At 72.9% G+C, this 21,287-nt stretch carries 22 protein-coding genes; 3 read left to right on the top strand and 19 right to left on the bottom strand.

Annotation, left to right across the window (positions count from 1 at the left end; genetic code table 11):
- Positions 1 to 16 precede the first annotated feature (16 nt).
- The 10 genes from ACIA6B_RS05155 to pyrR form a co-directional block, all read right to left on the bottom strand.
- Positions 17 to 550 carry a guanylate kinase gene (locus ACIA6B_RS05155; RefSeq protein ID WP_396771121.1) on the bottom strand — a complete coding sequence of 178 codons (534 nt, stop codon included), beginning with the start codon at positions 548 to 550 and terminating at the stop codon, positions 17 to 19.
- A 25-nt stretch (positions 551 to 575) separates the two neighbouring features.
- Positions 576 to 893 carry an integration host factor, actinobacterial type gene (mihF, locus tag ACIA6B_RS05150; protein ID WP_013285515.1) on the bottom strand — a complete coding sequence of 106 codons (318 nt, stop codon included), beginning with the start codon at positions 891 to 893 and terminating at the stop codon, positions 576 to 578.
- 147 nt (positions 894 to 1,040) lie between these two features.
- Complete coding sequence (pyrF, locus tag ACIA6B_RS05145; RefSeq protein ID WP_396771119.1) at positions 1,041 to 1,907, bottom strand: orotidine-5'-phosphate decarboxylase; 867 nt, start codon at positions 1,905 to 1,907, stop codon at positions 1,041 to 1,043.
- Between the two features lie 145 nt (positions 1,908 to 2,052).
- Positions 2,053 to 3,327, bottom strand: a complete 1,275-nt coding sequence (locus ACIA6B_RS05140) for an adenosylmethionine--8-amino-7-oxononanoate transaminase (RefSeq protein WP_396771117.1) — start codon at positions 3,325 to 3,327, stop codon at positions 2,053 to 2,055.
- Between the two features lie 68 nt (positions 3,328 to 3,395).
- Positions 3,396 to 4,436, bottom strand: coding sequence for a quinone-dependent dihydroorotate dehydrogenase (locus tag ACIA6B_RS05135; protein WP_396771115.1), 1,041 nt, complete (start codon positions 4,434 to 4,436; stop codon positions 3,396 to 3,398).
- A gap of 88 nt (positions 4,437 to 4,524) precedes the next feature.
- Positions 4,525 to 7,872 carry a carbamoyl-phosphate synthase large subunit gene (gene carB / locus ACIA6B_RS05130; RefSeq protein WP_396771113.1) on the bottom strand — a complete coding sequence of 1,116 codons (3,348 nt, stop codon included), beginning with the start codon at positions 7,870 to 7,872 and terminating at the stop codon, positions 4,525 to 4,527.
- Positions 7,865 to 9,007, bottom strand: coding sequence for a glutamine-hydrolyzing carbamoyl-phosphate synthase small subunit (carA, locus tag ACIA6B_RS05125; RefSeq protein WP_396771229.1), 1,143 nt, complete (start codon positions 9,005 to 9,007; stop codon positions 7,865 to 7,867). The genes carB and carA overlap by 8 nt, the downstream gene beginning before the upstream one ends.
- 3 nt (positions 9,008 to 9,010) lie before the next feature.
- Positions 9,011 to 10,288 carry a dihydroorotase gene (locus ACIA6B_RS05120; protein WP_396771111.1) on the bottom strand — a complete coding sequence of 426 codons (1,278 nt, stop codon included), beginning with the start codon at positions 10,286 to 10,288 and terminating at the stop codon, positions 9,011 to 9,013.
- Entirely contained in the window at positions 10,285 to 11,211 is a 927-nt protein-coding gene (locus ACIA6B_RS05115; RefSeq protein ID WP_396771109.1) for an aspartate carbamoyltransferase catalytic subunit, read from the bottom strand. Before ACIA6B_RS05115 ends, ACIA6B_RS05120 begins: the two co-directional genes overlap by 4 nt.
- 55 nt (positions 11,212 to 11,266) lie before the next feature.
- Complete coding sequence (gene pyrR / locus ACIA6B_RS05110) at positions 11,267 to 11,851, bottom strand: bifunctional pyr operon transcriptional regulator/uracil phosphoribosyltransferase PyrR (protein ID WP_281939725.1); 585 nt, start codon at positions 11,849 to 11,851, stop codon at positions 11,267 to 11,269.
- A gap of 286 nt (positions 11,852 to 12,137) precedes the next feature.
- On the opposite strand from pyrR, the gene ACIA6B_RS05105 reads away from it, so the two are divergent.
- Positions 12,138 to 12,626: a transcriptional regulator gene (locus tag ACIA6B_RS05105; protein ID WP_013285505.1), complete on the top strand. Its 489-nt coding sequence runs from the start codon at positions 12,138 to 12,140 to the stop codon at positions 12,624 to 12,626.
- A gap of 65 nt (positions 12,627 to 12,691) precedes the next feature.
- Here the strand turns inward: ACIA6B_RS05105 and nusB are convergent, their stop codons facing one another.
- Genes nusB through aroB form a run of 4 tightly spaced genes read right to left on the bottom strand, consistent with a single transcriptional unit; the run spans position 12,692 to position 15,247 of the window.
- On the bottom strand, positions 12,692 to 13,102 hold the full coding sequence (gene nusB, locus ACIA6B_RS05100) for a transcription antitermination factor NusB (protein WP_199199890.1): 411 nt from the start codon (positions 13,100 to 13,102) through the stop codon (positions 12,692 to 12,694).
- 23 nt (positions 13,103 to 13,125) lie between these two features.
- Complete coding sequence (efp, locus tag ACIA6B_RS05095; protein WP_281939722.1) at positions 13,126 to 13,683, bottom strand: elongation factor P; 558 nt, start codon at positions 13,681 to 13,683, stop codon at positions 13,126 to 13,128.
- Positions 13,684 to 13,727: 44 nt separating this feature from the next.
- Positions 13,728 to 14,174, bottom strand: coding sequence for a type II 3-dehydroquinate dehydratase (gene aroQ, locus ACIA6B_RS05090; RefSeq protein WP_396771105.1), 447 nt, complete (start codon positions 14,172 to 14,174; stop codon positions 13,728 to 13,730).
- Positions 14,171 to 15,247 (bottom strand): 3-dehydroquinate synthase, encoded by a 1,077-nt coding sequence (gene aroB, locus ACIA6B_RS05085; RefSeq protein WP_396771103.1) that lies wholly within the window; start codon positions 15,245 to 15,247, stop codon positions 14,171 to 14,173. The genes aroQ and aroB overlap by 4 nt, the downstream gene beginning before the upstream one ends.
- Positions 15,248 to 15,339: 92 nt before the next feature.
- On the opposite strand from aroB, the gene ACIA6B_RS05080 reads away from it, so the two are divergent.
- Positions 15,340 to 15,840, top strand: coding sequence for a DUF2243 domain-containing protein (locus ACIA6B_RS05080; protein WP_396771101.1), 501 nt, complete (start codon positions 15,340 to 15,342; stop codon positions 15,838 to 15,840).
- A complete protein-coding gene (locus ACIA6B_RS05075) occupies positions 15,819 to 16,622 on the top strand; it encodes a cytochrome c oxidase assembly protein (RefSeq protein WP_396771099.1) in 804 nt (267 codons plus the stop codon). The genes ACIA6B_RS05080 and ACIA6B_RS05075 overlap by 22 nt, the downstream gene beginning before the upstream one ends.
- On the opposite strand, the gene ACIA6B_RS05070 is transcribed toward ACIA6B_RS05075, so the two are convergent.
- The 5 genes from ACIA6B_RS05070 to ruvX all read right to left on the bottom strand — a co-directional run bounded on the left by ACIA6B_RS05070 (position 16,612) and on the right by ruvX (position 21,140).
- Entirely contained in the window at positions 16,612 to 17,121 is a 510-nt protein-coding gene (locus ACIA6B_RS05070; protein WP_396771097.1) for a shikimate kinase, read from the bottom strand. The two genes, ACIA6B_RS05075 and ACIA6B_RS05070, sit on opposite strands and share 11 nt — an antisense overlap.
- A complete protein-coding gene (aroC, locus tag ACIA6B_RS05065; RefSeq protein WP_396771095.1) occupies positions 17,118 to 18,296 on the bottom strand; it encodes a chorismate synthase in 1,179 nt (392 codons plus the stop codon). The genes ACIA6B_RS05070 and aroC overlap by 4 nt, the downstream gene beginning before the upstream one ends.
- Before the next feature lie 327 nt (positions 18,297 to 18,623).
- On the bottom strand, positions 18,624 to 19,484 hold the full coding sequence (locus ACIA6B_RS05060) for a shikimate dehydrogenase (protein WP_396771093.1): 861 nt from the start codon (positions 19,482 to 19,484) through the stop codon (positions 18,624 to 18,626).
- The gene (mltG, locus tag ACIA6B_RS05055) at positions 19,484 to 20,683 is read right to left on the bottom strand and encodes an endolytic transglycosylase MltG (protein WP_396771091.1); all 1,200 of its coding nucleotides are present in this window, start codon (positions 20,681 to 20,683) and stop codon (positions 19,484 to 19,486) included. Before mltG ends, ACIA6B_RS05060 begins: the two co-directional genes overlap by 1 nt.
- Positions 20,667 to 21,140, bottom strand: a complete 474-nt coding sequence (gene ruvX, locus ACIA6B_RS05050) for a Holliday junction resolvase RuvX (protein WP_396771226.1) — start codon at positions 21,138 to 21,140, stop codon at positions 20,667 to 20,669. Before ruvX ends, mltG begins: the two co-directional genes overlap by 17 nt.
- Between the last annotated feature and the right edge of the window lie 147 nt (positions 21,141 to 21,287).

Genomic DNA, 21,287 nt, shown 5'->3' with positions numbered 1-21,287 from the left:
CGGCGGCGGCCGTCGCTCAACCGCGCGGTGGCGGTCGGGCCGGTGCCAGGAATGACGAACCGAGCAATCCTACCAGCTCGGCCGCGGCACGCTCGGTCCGGTCGTGCGCCACGGTGTGTGCGAACGCCGCCGCCACGACCGGGTCCGCCCGGTACGCCGGCGGCGTGAGCAACACCAGCCGGGCCTCCGGCACGACGGCGCGGACGGCGAGCGCGCCGGCCAGGTCCAGCGGCAGCAGCACCGGCCGGCCCTGCGTCAGAGGGGACCACACGTGCGCCCGGGGCACCCCCCGGCGGTACGGCCCGATCCGGCACCACTCCAGCAGCTCGCCGGCGGCGATCAGCCGGTCGAAGCCGACCGGGTCGAGGAAGAGCCGGTCCACGCCGTCCCGCTCGCCCGGTCGCGGCGGTCGGGTGGTGGCGTCCACCGGCACCCGCACGGACGCAAGGCGCGCCCGGACCTGCTCGACGACACTGCCCCGACCGGCCCCGGAGGGACCGGACAGGACAGTGAGCCGAGCCGCCGAGCGCGCCTCGTCATCCGTGCTCACCGCTTGTTTCTACACGGTGGTCCGTTCAGTTGGCGGCGAACTCTCCCAGCAGCGCCTTGCGCTGCTGCTCGCCGAGGCCGCGAAGGCGACGGCTGTCGGCGATCTTGAGCTTCTCCATGATCTGGGTGGCCCGGATCTTGCCGATGCCCGGCATCGCCTGGAGCACTGCCGAAACCTTCAGCTTGCCCACGACGTCGTCGGACTCGGCCCGCTCGAGGACGGTGGCGAGGGTGGTCTTGCCCTGCTTGAGCTGCTCCTTCAGCTCAGCGCGGGCCTTGCGGATCTCCGCGGCCTTCTCCAGCGCGGCAGCGCGCTGCTCGGGGGTCAGTGACGGGAGCGGCACCAGTTCTCCTCAGGTCCCTAGTACGGCGGGCGGAGCCCCACCGCAGCTGTGAAACGTGGTGTCGCTGGCAACCAAAGGGGTCCGTGGTTCCCAGCGCGGGGAAAACTAGCGGTCAACGGAGCTTTCGGCAACGTGGACGCGCGATGATCAACGTAAAGTGACCGAGCCGTCAGTCAGTCCGGCGGTGGTCAGGGCGGCCCGGCACTCGGCCAGCACCCGCTCCGCGGCGGCCCGCAGAGCGGCCGGGTCCGGCCCCGCGCCCAACACCTCCCGGGAGTACGACGGCAGCACCGACGGCAGCGCGGCGCCGAAGACGGCACGCAGCCCGGCGGGCGTGCCGCCCTGCGCGCCCAGCCCCGGCGCGAGCAGCGGACCGTTCACCCCGCCGAGGTCGTGACCGGTCTCGCCGATCGTCGCGCCGACCACCAGACCGAAGCTGCCGAGCGGCTCCGCACCCCGGTTGAGCTGGGAAATCTCGTCGATGACGGCCTGCGCGACGGTGCGTCCGTCGGCCCCCACCGCGCGCTGCACGGCGGCCCCCTCCGGATTGGAGGTGAGCGCCAGGACGAAGACCCCGCCACCGTGCGCGGCGGCCGTCTCGACCATCGGCGCGAGCGAACCTACTCCCAGGTAGGGGCTCGCGGTGATCGCGTCGACATACAGCGGGCTGGATGGATCGAGGTACGCCGAGGCATACGCGCGGACCGTCGAGCCGATGTCTCCGCGCTTGACGTCGAGGAGAACGAGCGCACCCACATTACGCAACTGTCGGATAGTTGACTCAAGCACCGCCACGCCGCGCGAGCCGAAGCGCTCGAAGAACGCCGACTGCGGCTTGACCACCGCGACCCGGTCGCCGATCGCCTCCACCACGGTCCGGCAGAACCGCTCCAGCCCGTCGACGTCGTCGGGCAGCCCCCAGTCGGCCAGCAGACCCGGGTGCGGATCGATGCCCACGCAGAGCGGTCCCCGCTCCGCCACGGCCCGGTGCAGGCGCGCGCCGAACGTCTCCATCGCGTCTCTCCCTCTCCCGACGGCCCCGGGCCGCCTCGGTGTCCCGCGACGGCCCTCCCGCCGCGGCAACTCGCTCCGGCCGGCCACTTGGCCGGCCGGCCCTTCAGTCACGGCTCGACCGACCCCTGACCGCCCCGGTCGGCGCTCAACCGGCCTTGACCGCCGCCGCCACGCCGGCGGCGATCCGTGCCACGTCCGCGGCGTCGCAGACGTACGGCGGCATGGTGTAGACGAGGTCGCGGAACGGGCGCAGCCACACCCCCTCGGCGACCGCCGCGGCGGTGGCCCGGGGCAGGTCCACCTCGTGGTCCAGTTGCACCACCCCGATCGCGCCGAGCACCCGCACGTCGGCCACCCCGGGCGTGCCGCGCAACGGCGCCAGGCCGTCCCGCAGCCCGGCGGCGATCCCCGCCACCTGACCGGCCCAGTCGCCGGCGCGCAGCAGGCCCAGTGAGGCGTTCGCGACCGCGCAGGCGAGCGGGTTGCCCATGAACGTCGGCCCGTGCGCCAGCACGCCGCCGGCCGAGATCGGGCCGGCCACCGCCGGGGTGCAGAGCGCCGCCGCCAACGTCAGGTAGCCGCCGGTGAGCGCCTTGCCGACGCAGAGCACGTCCGGCGTGACACCGGCGTGCTCGGCGGCGAACATCCGCCCGGTCCGGCCGAAGCCGGTGGCGATCTCGTCGAAGATCAGCAGAACGCCGTGTGCCCGGGTCACCTCGCGCAGCACCCGCAGGTAGTGCGGATGGTGGAACCGCATCCCGCCGGCGCCCTGGACCACCGGCTCCACGATCACCGCGGCCAGCTCGGCGGCGTGCCGCTCGACGGCGTCCACCAGCGCCGCCTCGTACGCCGGATCGGGCGGGGCGTCGAAGCCGGCCGGCGGCAGCGGCGCGAACACCTGCCGGGGCAGCACGTCGCCCCAGAGGTGGTGCATGCCGCCCTCCGGGTCGCAGACGCTCATCGGATGGAACGTGTCGCCGTGGTAGCCGCCCCGCCAGGTGCCCAGCCGGCGGCGCTCCGGACGCCCCGCCGCGCGCTGGTACTGGAGGGCCATCTTCACCGCGACCTCGACGCTCACCGAGCCGGAGTCGGCCAGGAAGACGTGCTCCAGGCCGTCCGGGGCCAGCTCGACCAGGGTGCGCGCGAGGCGTACCGCGGGCTCGTGGGTGAGCCCGCCGAACATCACGTGGCTCATCCGGCCGAGCTGGTCGGTCACGGCCGCGTCCAGCACCGGGTGGCGGTAGCCGTGGATGGCCGCCCACCACGAGGACATCCCGTCGACCAGCTCCCGGCCGTCGGCCAGCCGCAGCCGTACCCCCGACGCGCGCTCCACCACGAGCGGCGGTCCGGCCGGCGGCAGCGCCGCGTACGGATGCCACACGTGCCGCCGGTCCAGGGCGAGGATCTCCTCGGGCGTCACGGACTCTCCTCCTTCGTCCCCATCCCGCGATCTTGCGCTTTCGGCCCGTGGCACGCCGGACATGAGCGTTATGTCGGGGCAGAAACTGCAAGATCACGCGGCAGGGTGCGGGTGGTGATGGCTCGGGTGAGGGCGGGGCCGCGGTAGATGAAGCCGGTGTAGAGCTGCACCAGGGCCGCGCCGGCGTCGAACATGCGGGTCGCGTCGTCCGGGTCGAGGATGCCGCCGACGCCGATCACCGGTAGCCGTCCGCCGGTCTCCCGGTGCACGAAGGCGACCACCTCGCGGGCGCGGGCGGTCAGCGGGCGGCCGGACAGGCCGCCGGTCTCGGCGCCGCGCGCCCGGTCGGCCGGGGCGAGCCCGTCCCGGCCGAGCGTGGTGTTGGTGGCGATGACGCCGGCCGCGCCCCGGTCGAGGCACACCTCCAGCAGCTCCGCCACGGCCGGCTCGGTCAGGTCCGGGGCGATCTTCACCAGCACCGGTTTCTCGCCGACCAGCGCGGCGAGCAGCGCGTCCAGGTGGGACCGGTCCTGCAACGACCGCAGGCCCGGGGTGTTCGGCGAGGACACGTTGACCGCGAAGTAGTCACCGTGGCCCCTGAGCGCCCGGTGGGAGGCGAGGTAGTCCTCGACCGCCTCGTCCAGCGCTGTCACCTTGGACTTGCCCAGCGAGATGCCCAGCGGGACGCCGAGCGGGCGCGGCAACGCCGCCAGCCGGGCGGCGAGCGCCTCGGCGCCGGCGTTGTTGAAGCCCATCCGGTTGACCACGGCCTCGCTGTCGCGCAGCCGGAACAGTCGCGGCCGGGGATTGCCCGGTTGGGCGTGCGCGGTCACGGTGCCGACCTCGACGAAGCCGAAGCCCAGCGCCGGCCAGGCCGGCAACGCGACGCCGTTCTTGTCCATCCCGGCCGCCAGCCCGACCGGGTTCGGGAACCGCACCCCGAACACGGTGCGCGGCGCGGACCGGAAGTACGCCCGGCGCAGCGCCGCCAGCGCCGCCGGCCGCCGCGACAGCGCGGCGAGCCGTGCCAGCGTCCACTCGTGCGCCGCCTCCGCGTCCCCGCCGCCGAGCGCGAACAGCCGGGGCCGCACCACCTTTTCGAAGATCACCGTTCGCCCTCCGAATCGGTGACCATGAGGTGGGCGGCGAGGTGGATCCCCGCCGCCAACCTCATGATCGACGCGGGTGTCGGGGTGGTCACTCGTTGGCCCGGAGCGCGGCGTGCAGGTCCTGGAGCGGGCGGACCTGGAGGTCGCCGTTGATGCGCGCCTCGATGCCCATCACCGCCGCCGCCGCGCCCGGAACCGTGGTGACGCACGGGATGTCCGCCGTCACGGCGGCGCTGCGGATCTCGTAGCCGTCCGAGCGGGCGCTCGCGCCCGAGCCCTGCGGCGTGTTCACCACCAGCGCGACGTCGCCGCCGAGGATCAGCGAGACCGCGTCCGCGCCCTCACCCGACTCGTAGTGCTTGCGGATCTGCTCGCAGGCGATGCCGTGCCGGCGCAGCACCTCGGCCGTGCCGGTGGTGGCGACGATCTCGAAGCCCAGGTCGGCCAGGCGCTTGATCGGGAAGATCATGCCGCGCTTGTCCCGGTTGGCCACCGAGACGAAGATCTTCCCGGCGGTGGGCAGCGACCCGTACGCGGCGGCCTGCGACTTGGCGAACGCCTGACCGAAGCCGGTGTCGATGCCCATCACCTCGCCGGTGGACCGCATCTCCGGGCCGAGCAGCACGTCGATGCCCTTGCCGGACGGCGTGCGGAACCGCTTGAACGGCAGCACCGCCTCCTTCACCGCGATCGGCGCGTTCGGCGGCATGGTGCCGCCGTCCCCGGTCGGCGGCAGCATCCCCTCGGCCCGCAACTGCGCGATCGTGGCGCCCAGCGCGATCCGGGCCGCCGCCTTGGCCAGCGGCACCGCCGTCGCCTTCGAGACGAACGGCACGGTCCGGGAGGCGCGCGGGTTGGCCTCCAGCACGTAGAGCGTGTCGCCCTGCAACGCGTACTGGACGTTGAGCAGGCCGCGCACCCCCACGCCGCGGGCGATCTCCTCGGTGTAGCGGCGGACCTGGGTCAGGTGCGAGCCGGCCAGCGTGATCGGCGGCAGCGCGCAGGACGAGTCGCCGGAGTGGATGCCGGCCTCCTCGATGTGCTCCATCACGCCACCCAGGTAGACGTCGCCGTCCGCGTCGACGAGCGCGTCCACGTCGATCTCGATGGCGTCGTCGAGGAAGCGGTCCACCAGCACCGGGTGGTCCGGTGAGATGTCGGTGGCCCGGCCGATGTAGTCGCGCAGCGTGGCGTCGTCGTAGACGATCTCCATGCCCCGGCCGCCGAGCACGTACGACGGGCGGACCAGCACCGGGTACCCGATCTCGTCCGCGATCGCCTTCGCCTCGTCGTACGAGGTGGCCATGCCGTGCGCGGGCGCGCGCAGCCCGGCCCGGTCCAGCACCGCGCCGAACGCGCCCCGCTCCTCGGCCAGGTGGATCGACTCCGGCGAGGTGCCCACGATCGGCACCCCGGCGTCCTTGAGCCGCTGGGCGAGGCCGAGCGGGGTCTGGCCGCCGAGCTGCACGATCACCCCGACCACGCCGGGGCCGCCGGCCGCCCTGCCGGACGAGTCCTCGGCGTGCCACGCCTCCAGCACGTCCTCGAACGTCAACGGCTCGAAGTAGAGCCGGTCGGCGGTGTCGTAGTCGGTGGACACGGTCTCCGGGTTGCAGTTGAGCATCACCGTCTCGTAGTCCACCCCCCTGAGCGCCTGGACCGCGTGCACGCACGAGTAGTCGAACTCGATGCCCTGCCCGATCCGGTTCGGCCCGGAGCCGAGGATGAGCACCTTGGGCCGGGCCGAGGGCGCCACCTCGGTCTCCGAGTCGTACGTCGAGTAGTGGTAGGGCGTGGTCGCCTCGAACTCGGCCGCGCAGGTGTCCACCGTCTTGTAGACCGGCCGGATGCCGAGCCGGTGGCGCAGCGTGCGGACGCCGTCCTCGGCGGCCAGCTCGGGGCGGAGCGCGGCGAGCTGCCGGTCGGACAGGCCGGCGCGCTTGGCGCGACGCAGCAGCGCGGCGTCGAGCACCGGGGCGTCGACGATCTCGGCGCGCAGCTCGACAAGCGCGGCGATCTGGTCCAGGAACCACGGGTCCATGCCGCCGGACGCCTCGGCCACCTCGGCGATCGACGCGCCGAGGCGCAATGCCCGCTCGACGGTGTAGAGCCGGCCGTCGTGCGGCATCCGCAGCGCCGTGAGGGTGTTCTCCTTCGTGGCGCCCGCCGGATCGGGGACGGTCCAGAAGCCGGCCGCCCTGGTTTCCATCGAGCGCATCGCCTTGTTCAGCGCCTCGGTGAAGTTGCGGCCCAGGCTCATCGCCTCGCCCACCGACTTCATGGTGGTGGTCAGCTCCGGGTCGGCGCCGGGGAACTTCTCGAACGCGAACCGGGGGATCTTCACCACCACGTAGTCGAGCGTCGGCTCGAACGCGGCCGGCGTCTTGAGCGTGATGTCGTTGGGGATCTCGTCGAGCGTGTAGCCGATGGCGAGCTTCGCGGCGATCTTCGCGATCGGGAAGCCGGTCGCCTTGGACGCCAGCGCCGAGGAGCGGGACACCCGCGGGTTCATCTCGATCACGACGATCCGACCGTCGACCGGGTTCACCGCGAACTGGATGTTGCAACCGCCGGTGTCCACCCCGACCTCGCGCAGCACCGCGATGCCGAGGTCCCGCAGTCGCTGGTACTCCCGGTCGGTGAGCGTCATCGACGGCGCGACGGTGACGCTGTCGCCGGTGTGCACGCCCATCGGGTCGACGTTCTCGATCGAGCAGACCACCACCACGTTGTCGTGGCGGTCCCGCATCAGTTCGAGCTCGTACTCCTTCCAGCCGAGCACGCTCTCCTCGATGAGCACCTCGTGCACCGGGCTGGCCGCCAGGCCCGCCCCGGCGATGCGTTCCAGGTCCTCGTCGGTGTGCGCCATCCCGGAGCCGAGACCGCCCATGGTGAACGACGGCCGGATGACCACCGGCAGGCCCAGGTCGGCGACGGTGTCGCGGACCTCGTCCATGGAGTGGCAGACCCGCGAGCGCGGGGTCAGCGTGGAGGGGTCGTCCAGACCCAGCCGGACGCCGGCCTTGGCCACGATGTCCTTGAAGAGCTGGCGGTCCTCGCCCCGGTTGATGGCGTCGATGTTGGCGCCGATCAGCTCGACGCCGTACTTCTCCAACACGCCCGCCTCGTGCAGCGCGACCGCGGTGTTCAACGCGGTCTGCCCGCCCAGCGTGGGCAGCAGCGCGTCCGGGCGCTCCTTGGCGATGACCAGCTCGACGAACTCCGGGGTGATCGGCTCGACGTACGTGGCGTCGGCGAACTCCGGGTCCGTCATGATCGTGGCCGGGTTGGAGTTGACCAGGCTGACCCGGATCCCCTCGCTGCGCAGCACCCGGCAGGCCTGGGTGCCGGAGTAGTCGAACTCGCAGGCCTGTCCGATCACGATCGGCCCGGAGCCGATCACCAGGACGTGCTTCAGGTCGGTCCGCTTAGGCATGCTTGCCGCCTTCGATGAGTTCCGCGAAGCGGTCGAACAGGTAGTCCGCGTCGTGCGGGCCGGCCGCCGCCTCCGGGTGGTACTGGACGGTGAAGGCGGGCACGTCCTCGGCCCGCAGCCCCTCGACCACGTTGTCATTGAGGCAGACATGGGAGACCCGGACGCCACCGAACGCGGTGTCGACCACCTGGTCGGGGACGACCGCGCCGGAGGAGACGCCGGGCACCTGGACCGCGAAGCCGTGGTTGTGGCTGGTCACCTCGACCTTGCCGGTGGCCCGGTCCAGCACCGGCTGGTTGATGCCGCGGTGGCCGTACCCCAGCTTGTAGGTGCCGAAGCCGAGCGCCCGGCCGAGGATCTGGCTGCCGAAGCAGATGCCGAACAGCGGGATCCGGCGGGTGAGCACCTCCCGCGCGAGGGCCACCGGCCCGTCGGCGGTCGCCGGGTCACCCGGGCCGGGTGAGAGGAACACCGCGTCCGCGCCGGTGGCGAGCAGGTCCTCGATGGTCGAGCCGGCCGGCAGCACGTGGGTGGTGACGCCGCGGGCGGCGAGCCGGCGCGGCACGTTGCGCTTGATGCCCAGGTCCAGCGCGGCCACCGTGAACCGGTGCTCGCCGACGGCCTCCACCACGTACGGCTTGGCGGTGGTCACCTCGGCGGACAGGTCCGCGCCGACCATCGACGGCGCGCGGCGGACCCGGTCGAGCAGGGCAGCCGGGTCGTCGTCGACGCTGGAGACACCGACCCGCATCGCGCCGCGTTCGCGCAGGTGCCGGGTGAGCGCCCGGGTGTCGATCCCGCTGATGCCGACCACGCCCTCGGCGGCGAGCCGGTCCTCCAGCCCGCCGGTGGCGCGCCAGTTCGAGCCGATCCGGGCCGGGTCGCGCACCACGTATCCGGCCACCCAGATCCGGCCGGACTCGTCGTCGGCGCCGTTGACGCCGGTGTTGCCGATGTGCGGCGCGGTCTGCACCACCACCTGACGGTGGTAGGAGGGGTCGGTGAGCGTCTCCTGGTAGCCGGTCATGCCGGTGTTGAAGACCGCCTCGCCGAAGGTCTCCCCGACGCTGCCGTACGCCTCGCCGTGGAACGTGCGCCCGTCCTCCAGGACGAGAATCGCCGATCTACGCTTCACCATCTACTTGACAGCCTTTCCGTCCAGGACCGTCGGCTCGCCGCGCAGGAAGGTCGCCACGATGCGACCCGGCAGCGTCATGCGGGCGTACGGGGTGTTGCGACTGCGACTGGCCAGCTCGGCCGGCTCGATCACGCGCCGGGCCGCCGGGTCGACAAGGGTCAGGTTGGCCGGCACGCCGGGGGCCGGGTCGACGCCGTGTCCGGCCAGCCCGGCGATCCGGGCCGGGACCCGCGACATGCGCTCGGCGATCAGGTCCCACCGCGGGCCGAGCACGTCCAGCGCGATGGAGAGCGCGGTCTCCAGGCCGAGCATGCCCGGCCGGGCGTACGCCCACTCGCACTCCTTGTCCTCCACGGCGTGCGGCGCGTGGTCGGTGGCGATGATGTCGATCACGCCCTCGGCCAGCGCGGCACGCAGCGCGGCGACGTCGGCGGCGGTGCGCAGCGGCGGGTTGACCTTGAAGACCGGGTCGTAGCTCTCCGCGCGTTCGTCGGTCAGCAGCAGGTGGTGCGGCGTCACCTCGGCGGTCACCCGCACGCCGCGCGCCTTGGCCTGGCGCAGCACCTCGACGCTGCCGGCGGTGGAGACGTGGCAGACGTGCAGCCGGCTGCCCACGTGCTCGGCGAGCAGCACGTCCCGGGCGATGATCGCCTCCTCGGCCACGGCCGGCCACCCGGTCAGGCCGAGGCGGGTGGAGACCTCACCCTCGTGCATCTGCGCGCCCTCGGTGAGCCGGGGCTCCTCGGCGTGCTGGGCGATCACCCCGTCGAACGCCTTGACGTACTCCAGCGCGCGACGCATCAGCCGCGGGTCGGCGACGCAGTGCCCGTCGTCGGAGAAGATCCGCACCCGGGCCGCGGAGTCGGCCATCGCGCCCAGCTCGGCCAGGCGCTCGCCGGCCAGCCCGACGGTGACCGCGCCGATCGGCTGCACGTCGACCAGGCCGGCCTCCCGGCCCAGCCGCCAGACCTGCTCGACCACGCCGGCGGTGTCGGCGACCGGCGAGGTGTTCGCCATCGCGCAGACCGCCGTGTAGCCGCCGAGCGCCGCCGCCCGGGAACCGGACTCGACCGTCTCGGCGTCCTCCCGGCCGGGTTCGCGCAGGTGGGTGTGCAGGTCGACCAGGCCGGGCAACGCGACCAGGCCGGTCGCGTCGATGACGGTGGCGTCGTCCGCGGCGAGCCCGCGGCCCGTCCCGGCCACCACGCCGTCGCGGATCAGCAGGTCGGTCGGCTCGCCGCCGACGACGCTGACGTTGGTGATGAGGTACGCGGTCACCGGTTGTTCCCTCCGAGCAGCAGGTAGAGGACGGCCATCCGCACGGAGACCCCGTTGGCGACCTGTTCGACGATGGTGGAGCGGGGCGAGTCGGCGACCTCCGGCGTGATCTCCATCCCCCGGTTCATCGGGCCGGGGTGCATGACGATCGCGTGCTCGGGCAGCCGGCGCATGCGCGGCCCGTCCAGCCCGTAGCGCCGGGCGTACTCGCGGGCCGACGGGAAGTAGGAGTCGCTCATCCGCTCCCGCTGCACCCGCAGCATCATCACCACGTCCACACCGGGTGCAACGGTGTCGAGGTCGTAGGAGACGTCGATGCCGGGGGCGAGCGCGGTCGCGATGTCGACCGGGATGAGCGTCGGCGGGCCGACCAGCGTGACCTTGGCGCCGAGCGTGGTGAGCAGCAGCACGTTGGAGCGGGCCACCCGGGAGTGCAGCACGTCGCCGACGATCGCCACGTGCAGGCCGGCGAGCCGGCCCAGCCGGGACCGCATCGTGTACGCGTCCAGCAGCGCCTGGGTGGGGTGCTCGTGGGTGCCGTCGCCGGCGTTGACCACCGACCCGTCCACCCAGCCGGCCAGCCGGTGCGGCGCGCCGGAGGCGGGGTGCCGGACCACCACCGCGTCGGCGCCCATCGCCTGGAGGGTGAGCGCGGTGTCCTTCAGGCTCTCGCCCTTGGCCACGCTGGAGCCCTTGGCGGAAAAGTTGATCACGTCGGCGCTGAGCCGCTTGGCGGCGGCCTCGAACGAGATCCGGGTCCGGGTGGAGTCCTCGTAGAACAGGTTGACCACGGTGCGCCCGCGCAGCGCGGGCAGCTTCTTGACCTCCCGGCCGGCCACGGTCGCCATCTCGGCGGCGGTGTCCAGGACCAGGGTGGCGGTGTCGGCGTCCAGGTCGCCCCCGGAGAGCAGGTGCCGGATCATCGTGCTGGCCCTTCGTTCGCGACTGCGGGGCTCCGCTTCGCTGCACTCCTCGCGCTCACCGGGAGTCCCCTCCGTACAGCCGTACCTCGTCGGCGCCGTCGGTCTCGGCGAGGGTGACCTTGACGTTCTCGGCCAACGCGGTGGGGATGTTCTTGCCCACGTAGTCGGCGCGGATCGGCAGTTGGCGGTGGCCGCGGTCGACCAGGACGGCGAGTTGCACGGAGGCCGGGCGGCCGACGTCGCTGAGCGCGTCCAGCGCGGCCCGCACGGTACGGCCGGAGAAGAGCACGTCGTCGACGAGCACGACCCGCCGGCCGTCGATCCCGCCCGGCGGCAGGTCGGTCGGGCCGACCGCGCGGGTGGCGTGCCGGCGCAGGTCGTCGCGGTAGAGCGTGATGTCGAGCACGCCCACCGGAACGGTCACGTCCTCGAACGTGCTGATCCGGGCCGCGAGGCGGCGGGCCAGCGGCACACCCCGGGTGGGGATGCCGAGCAGCACGGTGTCGGCGGCGCCCTGGGTCTTCTCCAGGATCTGGTGGGCGATGCGGTCGACCACCCGCGAGACGTCGGCGGCGGCGAGGATCACCTTCACCGAGGGTTGTCGCGGCGGCGACGAATGGGCAGCCGGTGGGTAGGCCACGGCGGACCTCCTTCCCCGCCTCACGGGACGGGTCGTTAAAGGACGTCTATCGACTCCGGCGGGCCCACGCGGGGCCCGGACCGGGGCTCCGTGCCACGTTACCAGCGGTCACCGGCCCCGCCGCCGCCGGTCCTGACCTGCCGGTCAGCCCGGCGAAATGCGGACAAGCCACACCGGGCTGCGGAACCTCCCCGACCCCACCACTTGACCAGTTGTCGCAATCCCCGTACCGTCACGCTCCGTAGCGATAGCTGGGAGAACCCCGAGCAGCACTGGGAGTGTCCGAATGCCCTCTGAATACGCCAAGTCGCTGGGCGCCCGCCTGCGCTCCATCCGCCAGCAGCAGGGCCTGTCCCTGCAGGGGGTGGAGGAGAAGTCGAACGGGCGGTGGAAGGCCGTGGTGGTCGGCTCGTACGAGCGCGGCGACCGCGCCGTCACCGTGTCCCGCCTGGCGGAGCTGGCCGACTTCTACCGCGTTCCCGTCTCGGAGCTGCTGCCCGACGGCAGCGGGGTGCGTCACGAGCCCACCAGCAAGATCGTGCTGGACCTGGAGCGGCTCTACGACGAGGCCTCCGAGGACCTGGCCTACGTCGCCCGGTACGCCCGCGCCATCCAGCAGCAGCGCGGCGACTACAACGGCCGGGTGCTCTCCATCCGCGCCGACGACCTGCGGGCCCTCGCGATCGTCTACGACGCCTCCCCGTCGGGCCTGATCGAGCGGCTCACCGAGCACGGTGTGCTGGTCGCCGACCCGCGGGCGTTCTTCGCCTCCTGAGCCACGCACCACGAAGGGCCCGTGCCGTCCGGCACGGGCCCTTCGTCGTCACCAGGTGCGGAGCCTCAGCGGCTGGCGTACTCGGCGATCCGGCCGAGAATGCCGTTGAGGAAGCGGGGCGAGTCGTCGGTCGACATCTGCCGGGCCAGCTCGACGGCCTCGCTGATCGCCACCGCGTCGTCGATCTCGTCGACGTAGAGCAACTCGTACACGGCGATCCGGGCCAGGTTGCGGTCGACCACCGGCATCCGGTCCAGCGTCCACCCCTCGGCGTAGCTGGCGATGATCTCGTCGATCCGGTCGAGGTGCGCCGCGACGCCCTCGACCAGCCCGACCGCGTAGCCGAGGTGGTCGGGGCGGGGCTGCTCGATCCGCTCCAGGTAGCCGGCGAGCACCTCGACCGGCGGACGGTCCCGCAGGTCGGCCTCGAAGAGCACGTCCAGCGCCCGCTTGCGCGCCTTGCGGCGCGCCGGCATCTGCTGCTTCGGACCCTCGGCCATCAGGCTCGGCCGAGGTAACGGCCGTCGCGGGTGTCGACCTTGATCTTCTCGCCGGTGGTGATGAACAGCGGCACCTGGACGGTGGCGCCGGTCTCGACCGTGGCCGGCTTGTTGCCGCCGGTGGACCGGTCCCCCTGCAGGCCCGGCTCGGTGTAGGTGACCTCGAGCACGACCGAGGTCGGCAGCTCGATGTAGAGCGGGACGCCCTCGTGGGTGGCGACGGTCGCCTCGGCCTCCGGGAGGAGGTAGTTGGCGGCCTCGCCGACGGTGCCGCCCATCACGGTGATCTGGTCGAACGTCTCCAGATCCATGAAGACGTAGTCCTCGCCGTCGGCGTAGAGGTACTGCATGGTGCGCTTGTCGACGGTGGCGGTCTCGACCTTGGTGCCCGCGTTGAAGGTCTTGTCGACCACCTTGCCGGACAGCACGTTCTTCAGCGTGGTACGCACGAACGCACCACCCTTACCGGGCTTGACGTGCTGGAACTCGACGACGGCCCACAGCTCGCCGTCCAGGTTGAGTACCAGGCCGTTCTTCAGGTCGTTGGTGGTGGCCATTTCCTGCCTTGATCATCAATTGGCGGACAGACCCACCAAGTCTACTAGCTGTGTCGAATCGGACTCGCGCGCTGCGCGAGGTGGTGCAGGGCCAGGCGGTAGCCGTCCACGCCCAGGCCGCAGATCACGCCGGTGGCCACCGCCGAGACCACCGACCGGTGCCGGAACTCCTCCCGGGCGTGGATGTTCGAGATGTGCACCTCGACCAGCGGGCCACGCAGCATGGCGCAGGCGTCCCGGACCGCTATCGAGTAGTGCGACCAGGCGGCCGGGTTCAACACCACCGCCGCCTCCTCGTCCGCCGCCTGGTGCAGCCAGCCCAGCAGCTCGTGCTCGGCGTCGGTCTGCCGGACCACCACGTCCAGCCCCAGCTCCCGCCCGGTCCGCTCGCACATGGCGACCAGGTCGGCGTAGCTGGTCACGCCGTACACGTCGACCTGGCGGGTGCCGAGGCGGCCCAGGTTCGGCCCGTTGAGCACGTACGCCCTCACGAGCTGATCTCCCGGTAGGCCGCGGCCAGCAGCTCGTCCGGCGGGGCCTCCAGGATGGCCGGGCGGGCCAGGCCGTCCAGCACCACGAACCGCAGCCGGCTCCCCCGGGCCTTCTTGTCCACCCGCATCGCGGCGAGCAACTCCGGCCAGACGTCCGCCCGGTAGCCGGTGGGCAGGTCGAGCGCGGTCAGCACATCCCGGTGCCGGCGCGCGGTGGCCTCGTCGAGCCGGCCGGCGAGCCGGGCGAGGGTGGCGGCGTAGACCAGCCCGACGGCGACCGCGTGACCGTGCCGCCAGCGGTACCCCTCCGCCTTCTCGATCGCGTGGGCGAGCGTGTGCCCGTAGTTGAGCACCTCGCGCACCCCGGACTCGCGCAGGTCACCGCCGACCACGTCGGCCTTGACCCGCACCGCCCGCTCGACCAGCTCCCGGACCACCGGGCCGGTCGGGTCCAGCGCGGCCGTCGGGTCCCGTTCGACCAGGTCCAGGATCACCGGGTCGGCGATGAAGCCGCACTTGACCACCTCGGCCATCCCGGCGGCCAGGTCGGCCGGGGGCAGGGCGTCCAGCGTCGCGAGGTCGCAGAGCACGCCGGCCGGCGGGTGGAACGCGCCGACCAGGTTCTTGCCGGCGGCTGTGTTGATCCCGGTCTTGCCGCCGACCGCCGCGTCGACCATGCCGAGCAGCGAGGTCGCCACCGGCACCCAGCGCACCCCGCGCAGCCAACTGGCCGCGACGAAGCCGGCCAGGTCGGTCACCGCGCCGCCGCCCACCCCGACCACCGCGTCGGTCCGGGTGAACCCGGCCGCGCCGAGCCGGTCCCAGCAGGCGGCGGCCACGTCGACGTGCTTGCCCGCCTCGGCGTCCGGCACCTCCACCAGCAGCGGCGTGACACCGTCGGCGCGGGCCCGCTCGGCGAGCCGCTCGGCCAGCGCCTTGAGCGGCGGAGCGTACAGGTAGGCCACCCGCTCCGCGCCGGGCAGCAGCTCGGGCGGCGGGTCCAGCAGGTCGCGTCCCACCAGCACGTCGTACGGCCGTTCGCCGCCGACCGGGATCCGGGTCACCTCGTCCATCGCCGGCAGCCTAGTCCAGCGCCCGCCCCCGGCGCGGCGACTGTCCACTCCGTGGGGCGTTTGTCCGGCCCCGCCCCGGGTAGGGCGGCGGGATGAGCATCCGACTTCCCGCCACGATCCTCGGCGTCGGCCTCGGTGGCTTCGTCGACGGCATCGCGTTGCACCAGGTCCTCCAGTGGCACCACATGCTCAGCAGCACCGCGACCGACCGGGTGGGGATCCGGGACTACCCGGTCGACACCGTGCCCGGCCTCCAGATGAACACGCTGTGGGACGGCCTGTTCCACGTCGTCACCTGGGTGGCGGTGCTGACCGGGCTGGCCCTGCTCTACGCCCGGGTGACCCGGTCCCGGGGCCGGCTCTGGCGCTCCGGAATGCTCTGGGGCTGGGTGCTCGTCGGCTGGGGCCTGTTCAACCTGGTGGAGGGCGTCGTCGACCACCACCTGCTCGGCATTCACCACGTCCGTGGCGGCCCGTACCAGACCTGGTGGGATCTCGGTTTCCTGGCGCTCGGCGTACTCCTGGTCGCGGGCGGCTGGGCCATCCAGCGGCGGGCCGACGCGATCGACCTGTGCGCGCCGCGGACGCGGTGAGCCACGCCGGGCACGCCGGGGGCTTCCCGGCGACCGCGCTGCTCCCGGCGGTCATGTTCTGGGCCTACCTGGCCGCCGCGCTGCGGCTGCGCGACCCGGGCGGCCCCGGCTGGGCGCACCGGCGGACCGTCAGCTTCGGGCTGGGCACGCTGCTCGTGGCGGCGGGGCTGCTCGCGCCCGGTGACGACTTCGTCGGGCACATGTGGCAGCACCTGCTGATCGGCATGCTGGCGCCGCTGGCGCTGGTGCTCGGCGCGCCGGTCACCCTGCTGCTGCGCACCCTGGACCGGCGCACCGCCCGCCGGCTGATCCACCTGCTGCGGCACCCGGTCGCGCGGGTGCTCGGCCACCCGGTGACCGGCCTGCTGCTCACCGCCGGCGGCCTGTGGCTGCTCTACCTCACCCCGCTCTACCGGGCGACGCTGGAGAACCCGCTGCTGCACCCGCTGGTGCAGGCGCACTTCCTGCTCAGCGGCGTCCTGTTCGCCTGGTCGGTCGCCGGGCCGGACCCCGGGCCGCACCGCCCCCGGGTGCCGGTACGCCTCGTGGTGCTCGGCGCGAGTGTCGCCGCCCACGCCACGATCGCCCAACTGCTCTACGCCGGCGTGCTCGTCGACGTGCCGGCCACCGGCGCCGAGCTGCGGGCCGGCGCCACGCTCATGTACTACCTCGGTGACCTGGCCGAGATCGCCCTCGCGCTCGCGTTGCTCGCCACCTGGCGGCCGGAACGCCGCGCCCACCGCCCGGCCACCCGGCCCGCCGCCGCGCCGGTCAGGGCTTGAGCAGGGCGGCGATCTCGGCGGCCAACTCCTCCGGCGCGCGGCCGTCGGTCACCACGGTCGCGGTCGCCACCTCGGCGTACAGCGGGCGGCGCTGGTCCAGCAGGTACTTGAGGGTGGCCCGGGGGTTCAGCGCCAACAGTGGCCGGCCGGCGCCCAGCCCGACCCGCCGGATCGCGTCCGGCAGCTCCACCGACAGGTGCACCACCGTGTGGCCGATCAGCGCGGCCCGGTTCTCCTCGGCCAGGACCGCGCCGCCGCCGAGCGCGAGCACACCGGCGTGCGAGGCCAGCGCCGCCGCCACGGCGGCCCGCTCCAGCGTACGGAAGTGGTCCTCGCCCTCGTCGACGAAGATCTCCGGGATCGGCTTGCCGGCCAGGCGCTCGATGTCCGTGTCGGTGTCCCGGAAGTCGACGCCGAGCGCGGCGGCGAGCGCCGTGCCCACCGTGGTCTTGCCCGAGCCGGGCGCTCCGACCAGCACGCAGACCGGCCTCGTGCTCATTTGACCACCAGGCTGTCGAGGTAGCTCGCCAGGTTGCGGCGCATCTCGGCGACCGAGTCGCCGCCGAACTTCTCCACCGCGGCCTCGGCCAGCACGAGCGCCACCATGGCCTCGGCGACCACCGCCGCCGCCGGCACCGCGCACACGTCGGAGCGCTGGTTGATCGCGGTGGCCGGCTCGCCGGTGGTCACGTCGATCGTCGCGAGCGCGCGGTTCAGCGACGAGATCGGCTTCATCGCCGCCTTCACCCGCAGCGGCTCGCCGGTGGTGATGCCGCCCTCCAGGCCGCCGGCCCGGTCGGTGACCCGACGCACCCCGGTAGCGCCGGGGATGATCTCGTCGTGCGCCTCCGAGCCACGGGAACGCGCCTGCTGCCACCCGTCGCCGATCTCGACGCCCTTGATCGCCTGGATCGACATCAGCGCGGTGGCCAGCCGGGCGTCGAGCTTGCGGTCCCACTGCACGTGACTGCCCAGGCCCGGCGGCACGCCGTAGGCGAGCACCTCGACCACGCCGCCGAGCGTGTCGGCGTCCTTCTTCGCGGCGTCGACCTCGGCGACCATCCGGGCGCTCGCGTCGGCGTCGAGGCAGCGCAGCGGGTCCGCGTCGATCCGCGCGGCGTCCTCCGGGGTCGGGCGCAGGCCCGGCTTGGCGACCACCGGGCCCAGCTCCACCACGTGCGAGACGATCTCGATGCCGAGCGCCTGCCGGACGAGGGCCTTGGCGACCGTGCCGACGGCGACCCGGGCGGCGGTCTCCCGGGCGCTGGCCCGCTCCAGGATCGGCCGGGCGTCGTTGTGGCCGTACTTCTGCATGCCGGCCAGGTCGGCGTGGCCCGGGCGGGGACGGGTCAGCGGCGCGTTGCGGGCCTGCGCGGCCAGCTCCTCCGGGTCGACCGGGTCGGCGGCCATCACGGTCTGCCACTTGGGCCACTCGGAGTTGCCCACCCGGATCGCGACCGGGCTGCCCAGCGTCACGCCGTGCCGGAGCCCGCCGATGATCTCGATCTCGTCCTGCTCGAACGCCATCCGGGCGCCCCGCCCGTACCCGAGCCGGCGGCGGGCCAGCTCGCCGGAGATCTCGGTGGTGGTCACCTCGATGCCGGCGGGCACCCCCTCCATCAGCGCGACGAGGGCGGGTCCGTGCGATTCACCTGCAGTCAGCCAGCGCAACACAGCGGACAGTCTGTCACGCCCCCTAACCGGCCCGGCGCGCTACCGACCGCGTCCCGCCCTGCGGACCGACCCGCCCACGCACCGCCGGCGGCGATGAGGGCCAGACATCCGGGTCCGGGCGGCAGGTCGGCAGCGCCTACGAACTTGATGGCATGGATGACTCGTTTCTTCGCGGTGGACGGCGCAGGCGCGGATGAGTCACTGATGCCATCAAGTTTGTAGCCACCGCGCGCAGGGTCAGACCGGGACGGGTGAGATCGATGGGCCCGGTGTTGCGGCGGCGGCATGGCGGATCCGCGTTCACACCCGACCGCCGCCGCCCCCTGGTCAGGCGGGGGCTCCGCCTCCACCGAATGCGTCGAGCGGGACCTCCGCCTCGCCCTTCAGTGCGGCGCGCATCGCGGCACGCGGGGCGGCGACGCCGGTGAAGTGTTCGAACTGGCCGACCGCCTGGGCCAGCAGCAGATCGAGGCCGGAGATCACCCGGCAACCGGCGGCCAGCGCCGCCGCGGCCAGGGGCGTCGGCCACGGGTCGTACAACGCGTCGAACAGCACCGTCTCCGGCCGCCAGTCGAAGTTGTCGGCGAGCGGGTCGGCGACGCCCTTCGGCACGGTGGAGATCACCAGGTCGGCCCGGGCGTGCGCGGGCGCGCCGTCCCACTCCGCGCCGGCCAGCGGCACCCCGACGGCCGCCGCCACCGGGCGCAGCTCGTCGACCGCCTCGGGCCGGCGGGCCACCACGGTCACCTCGGCGGCCCCGATCCGCGCCGCCGCCGCGATCGCCGCCCGGGCGGTGCCGCCGGCGCCGAGCACGGTCACCACCGCACCCGTCACGCAGCCGGCGCCGGTGAGCACCTCGACCATGCCGGTCACGTCGGTGTTGTCCGCGTACCAGGTGCCGTCGGGTCGGCGTACCAGCGTGTTGGCGGCGCCGACCACGGCGGCGACCGGCGAGACCTCGTCGGCAAGCGCGAGCGCCGCCTCCTTGCCGGGCATGGTCACCGACAGCCCGGCCCACTCCGGGCCGAGGCCCGCGACCAGGCCGGGCAGCTCGTCCGCGCCGGCCTCGATCGTCGTGTACGACCAGCCGGTCAGTCCGGCCGCCGCGTACCCGGCGTGGTGGATCGCCGGGGAGAGCGAGTGGGCGATCGGCCGGCCGACCACCGCCGCGCGGTGTGGGGCGGCCATCAGATGATCCCGGCCTCCTTGGCCTTCTGCTCGTTGCGGCGCTGCTCCTCGTAGGTCTCGGCGAAGGCCGAGTGGCCTTCCCTGTCGATGGCCACGAAGAAGAGCCACTTGCCCGGCGGGGGAGCCATCGCACCCTCCAGGGCCTGCTTGCCGGGGTTGTTGATCGGCGTGGGCACCAGACCGCGCAGCTTGCGGTTGTACGGGTTCTTCGGATTGTCCAGCTCGGCCGGCGTCATGTCCTTGGACGCCTTGGTCTTCTGCCCGGTCAGCTCCAGGTAGTAGTTGACCGTGACGTCCATCTCCAGGCAGTTGCAGGGGAACTCGCCGTAGACCCGGTTGTAGGCGACCCGGGCGACCTTGCCCAGGTCGTCCTTGTTGCCCGCCTCGGCCTGCGCCAGCGACGCGACGACAAGCGCCTCGTACGGGCTGACCCCGCCGCGTTCCGCCTGCACCCGGTCGGCGAACTTCATCTCACCGGTGACGCTGAGGAAGTTGTCCACCATCAGCTTGAGCACCGTCTCGGCGGTGGCCTTCGGCGGGATCTCGTAGGTGTCCGGGAACAGGAAACCCTCGATCGAGGGCTTGATCTTCTTGCCGTCGGAGCGCTTGAACCACCAGTCCGGTACGCCCAGCGCCTCCGGGTCCTTCGCCGCGGTCTCGAAATCCTTGACCGGGATGTCGGTCTTCTCGGAGAGCAGCTTGTAGACGTTCTTGGCGGTGCGCCCCTCGGGGATGGTGAGCCCGTTGACGATCTTGTTCTTCAGGTCCAGCATGGCCGTCACCGCGGCGTCACCGCTCATCTGCTTGCGCAGCTTGTACGTGCCGGGCTGGATGTTCTTGCTGCGCGCGTTCTCCTCGGCGGCCTCGATGAACGCCTTGGTGCTCTTCACCACGTCGGCGGCCACCAGCGCGTCGGCCATGTCGGCGATCAGCGCGCCCTGCTTGATCTCGACGATCGCCTCGCCGGTGCCGGAGCCGTCGTAGTCGGGGGTGACGAAGTAGTTCTGGACGCGGTCGAAGCCGTAGTAGGCGCCCCCACCGATGCCGCCGAGCAGGATCAACGCGAGCGCGAGCGCGAGGAGGGTCTTGCCCCGGCTGCCGCCGGACTTGCCCTGGCGGCGGCGCACCGCGCCGCGCCGGTGCCGGCCCTTCTCCCCCCTCTCCTGCTCGTCGAAGCCCAGATCAAGATCGTCGATCATCCGTCCGCCTCCGCTGTGCGTCCAACCAGCTCTGCAGAATCTCCACCGCGGCGGCCTGGTCGACCACCGCTCGTTGACGCTTTCCCCGGACGCCCCGCTCGGCCAGCCTACGACTTGCGACGACGGTCGACATCCTCTCGTCCGTCAGCGTCACCGGAATCGGCCTCATTACATCGGCCAAACGGGTGGCATAGGCCGATACGTTCGCCGCCGCCGGCCCGTGCTTTCCGGCGAGGTTGACCGGGAGGCCGACGACGATCCCGACCGCCTCGTGCTCGGCCGCCAACCGGACCAGCGCGGCCATGTCGGCGGGCACCGTGTCCGGTTCGGCGGTCAGGTCCCGGGCCAGCGTGACAAGCGGAGTGGCGAGGATGCCGTGCGGGTCGGACCGGGACACCCCGACCCGGACCTGGCCGACGTCCACCCCCAACCGGACACCACGGTCGAATTCAGCCATCCGCCGGGCACCTCCTTCAGCCGGTACGGGCCAGGGCGGACCATCCGGTCCGCCCTGGCATCGATCGGTGCGTTCGCTCATGCCGTCCCACCGGGCACGCGCTCACGGCCCTCGCCTCGCTCGGTGCGTTCGCTCATGCCGAACCAC

It is taken from the genome of Micromonospora sp. NPDC051141 (assembly GCF_044455765.1).
Classification (GTDB): Bacteria; Actinomycetota; Actinomycetes; order Mycobacteriales; family Micromonosporaceae; genus Micromonospora.
Note: the sequence above shows the minus strand (reverse complement) of the source record. Positions and strands in the feature narration are given on the sequence as shown.

Bases quoted from the DNA above. Each gene is read 5' to 3' on its own strand.
- pyrF (WP_396771119.1), bottom strand. From the start codon at position 1,907: ATGGAGACGTTCGGCGCGCGCCTGCACCGGGCCGTGGCGGAGCGGGGA.
- carB (WP_396771113.1), bottom strand. From the start codon at position 7,872: ATGCCTAAGCGGACCGACCTGAAGCACGTCCTGGTGATCGGCTCCGGG.
- ACIA6B_RS05115 (WP_396771109.1), bottom strand. From the start codon at position 11,211: ATGATCCGGCACCTGCTCTCCGGGGGCGACCTGGACGCCGACACCGCC.
- ACIA6B_RS05105 (WP_013285505.1), top strand. From the start codon at position 12,138: ATGCCCTCTGAATACGCCAAGTCGCTGGGCGCCCGCCTGCGCTCCATC.
- nusB (WP_199199890.1), bottom strand. From the start codon at position 13,102: ATGCCGGCGCGCCGCAAGGCGCGCAAGCGGGCGCTGGACGTGCTCTTC.
- efp (WP_281939722.1), bottom strand. From the start codon at position 13,683: ATGGCCACCACCAACGACCTGAAGAACGGCCTGGTACTCAACCTGGAC.
- aroB (WP_396771103.1), bottom strand. From the start codon at position 15,247: ATGGACGAGGTGACCCGGATCCCGGTCGGCGGCGAACGGCCGTACGAC.
- ACIA6B_RS05080 (WP_396771101.1), top strand. From the start codon at position 15,340: ATGAGCATCCGACTTCCCGCCACGATCCTCGGCGTCGGCCTCGGTGGC.
- ACIA6B_RS05070 (WP_396771097.1), bottom strand. From the start codon at position 17,121: ATGAGCACGAGGCCGGTCTGCGTGCTGGTCGGAGCGCCCGGCTCGGGC.
- ACIA6B_RS05060 (WP_396771093.1), bottom strand. From the start codon at position 19,484: ATGGCCGCCCCACACCGCGCGGCGGTGGTCGGCCGGCCGATCGCCCAC.
- mltG (WP_396771091.1), bottom strand. From the start codon at position 20,683: ATGATCGACGATCTTGATCTGGGCTTCGACGAGCAGGAGAGGGGGGAG.
- ruvX (WP_396771226.1), bottom strand. From the start codon at position 21,140: ATGGCTGAATTCGACCGTGGTGTCCGGTTGGGGGTGGACGTCGGCCAG.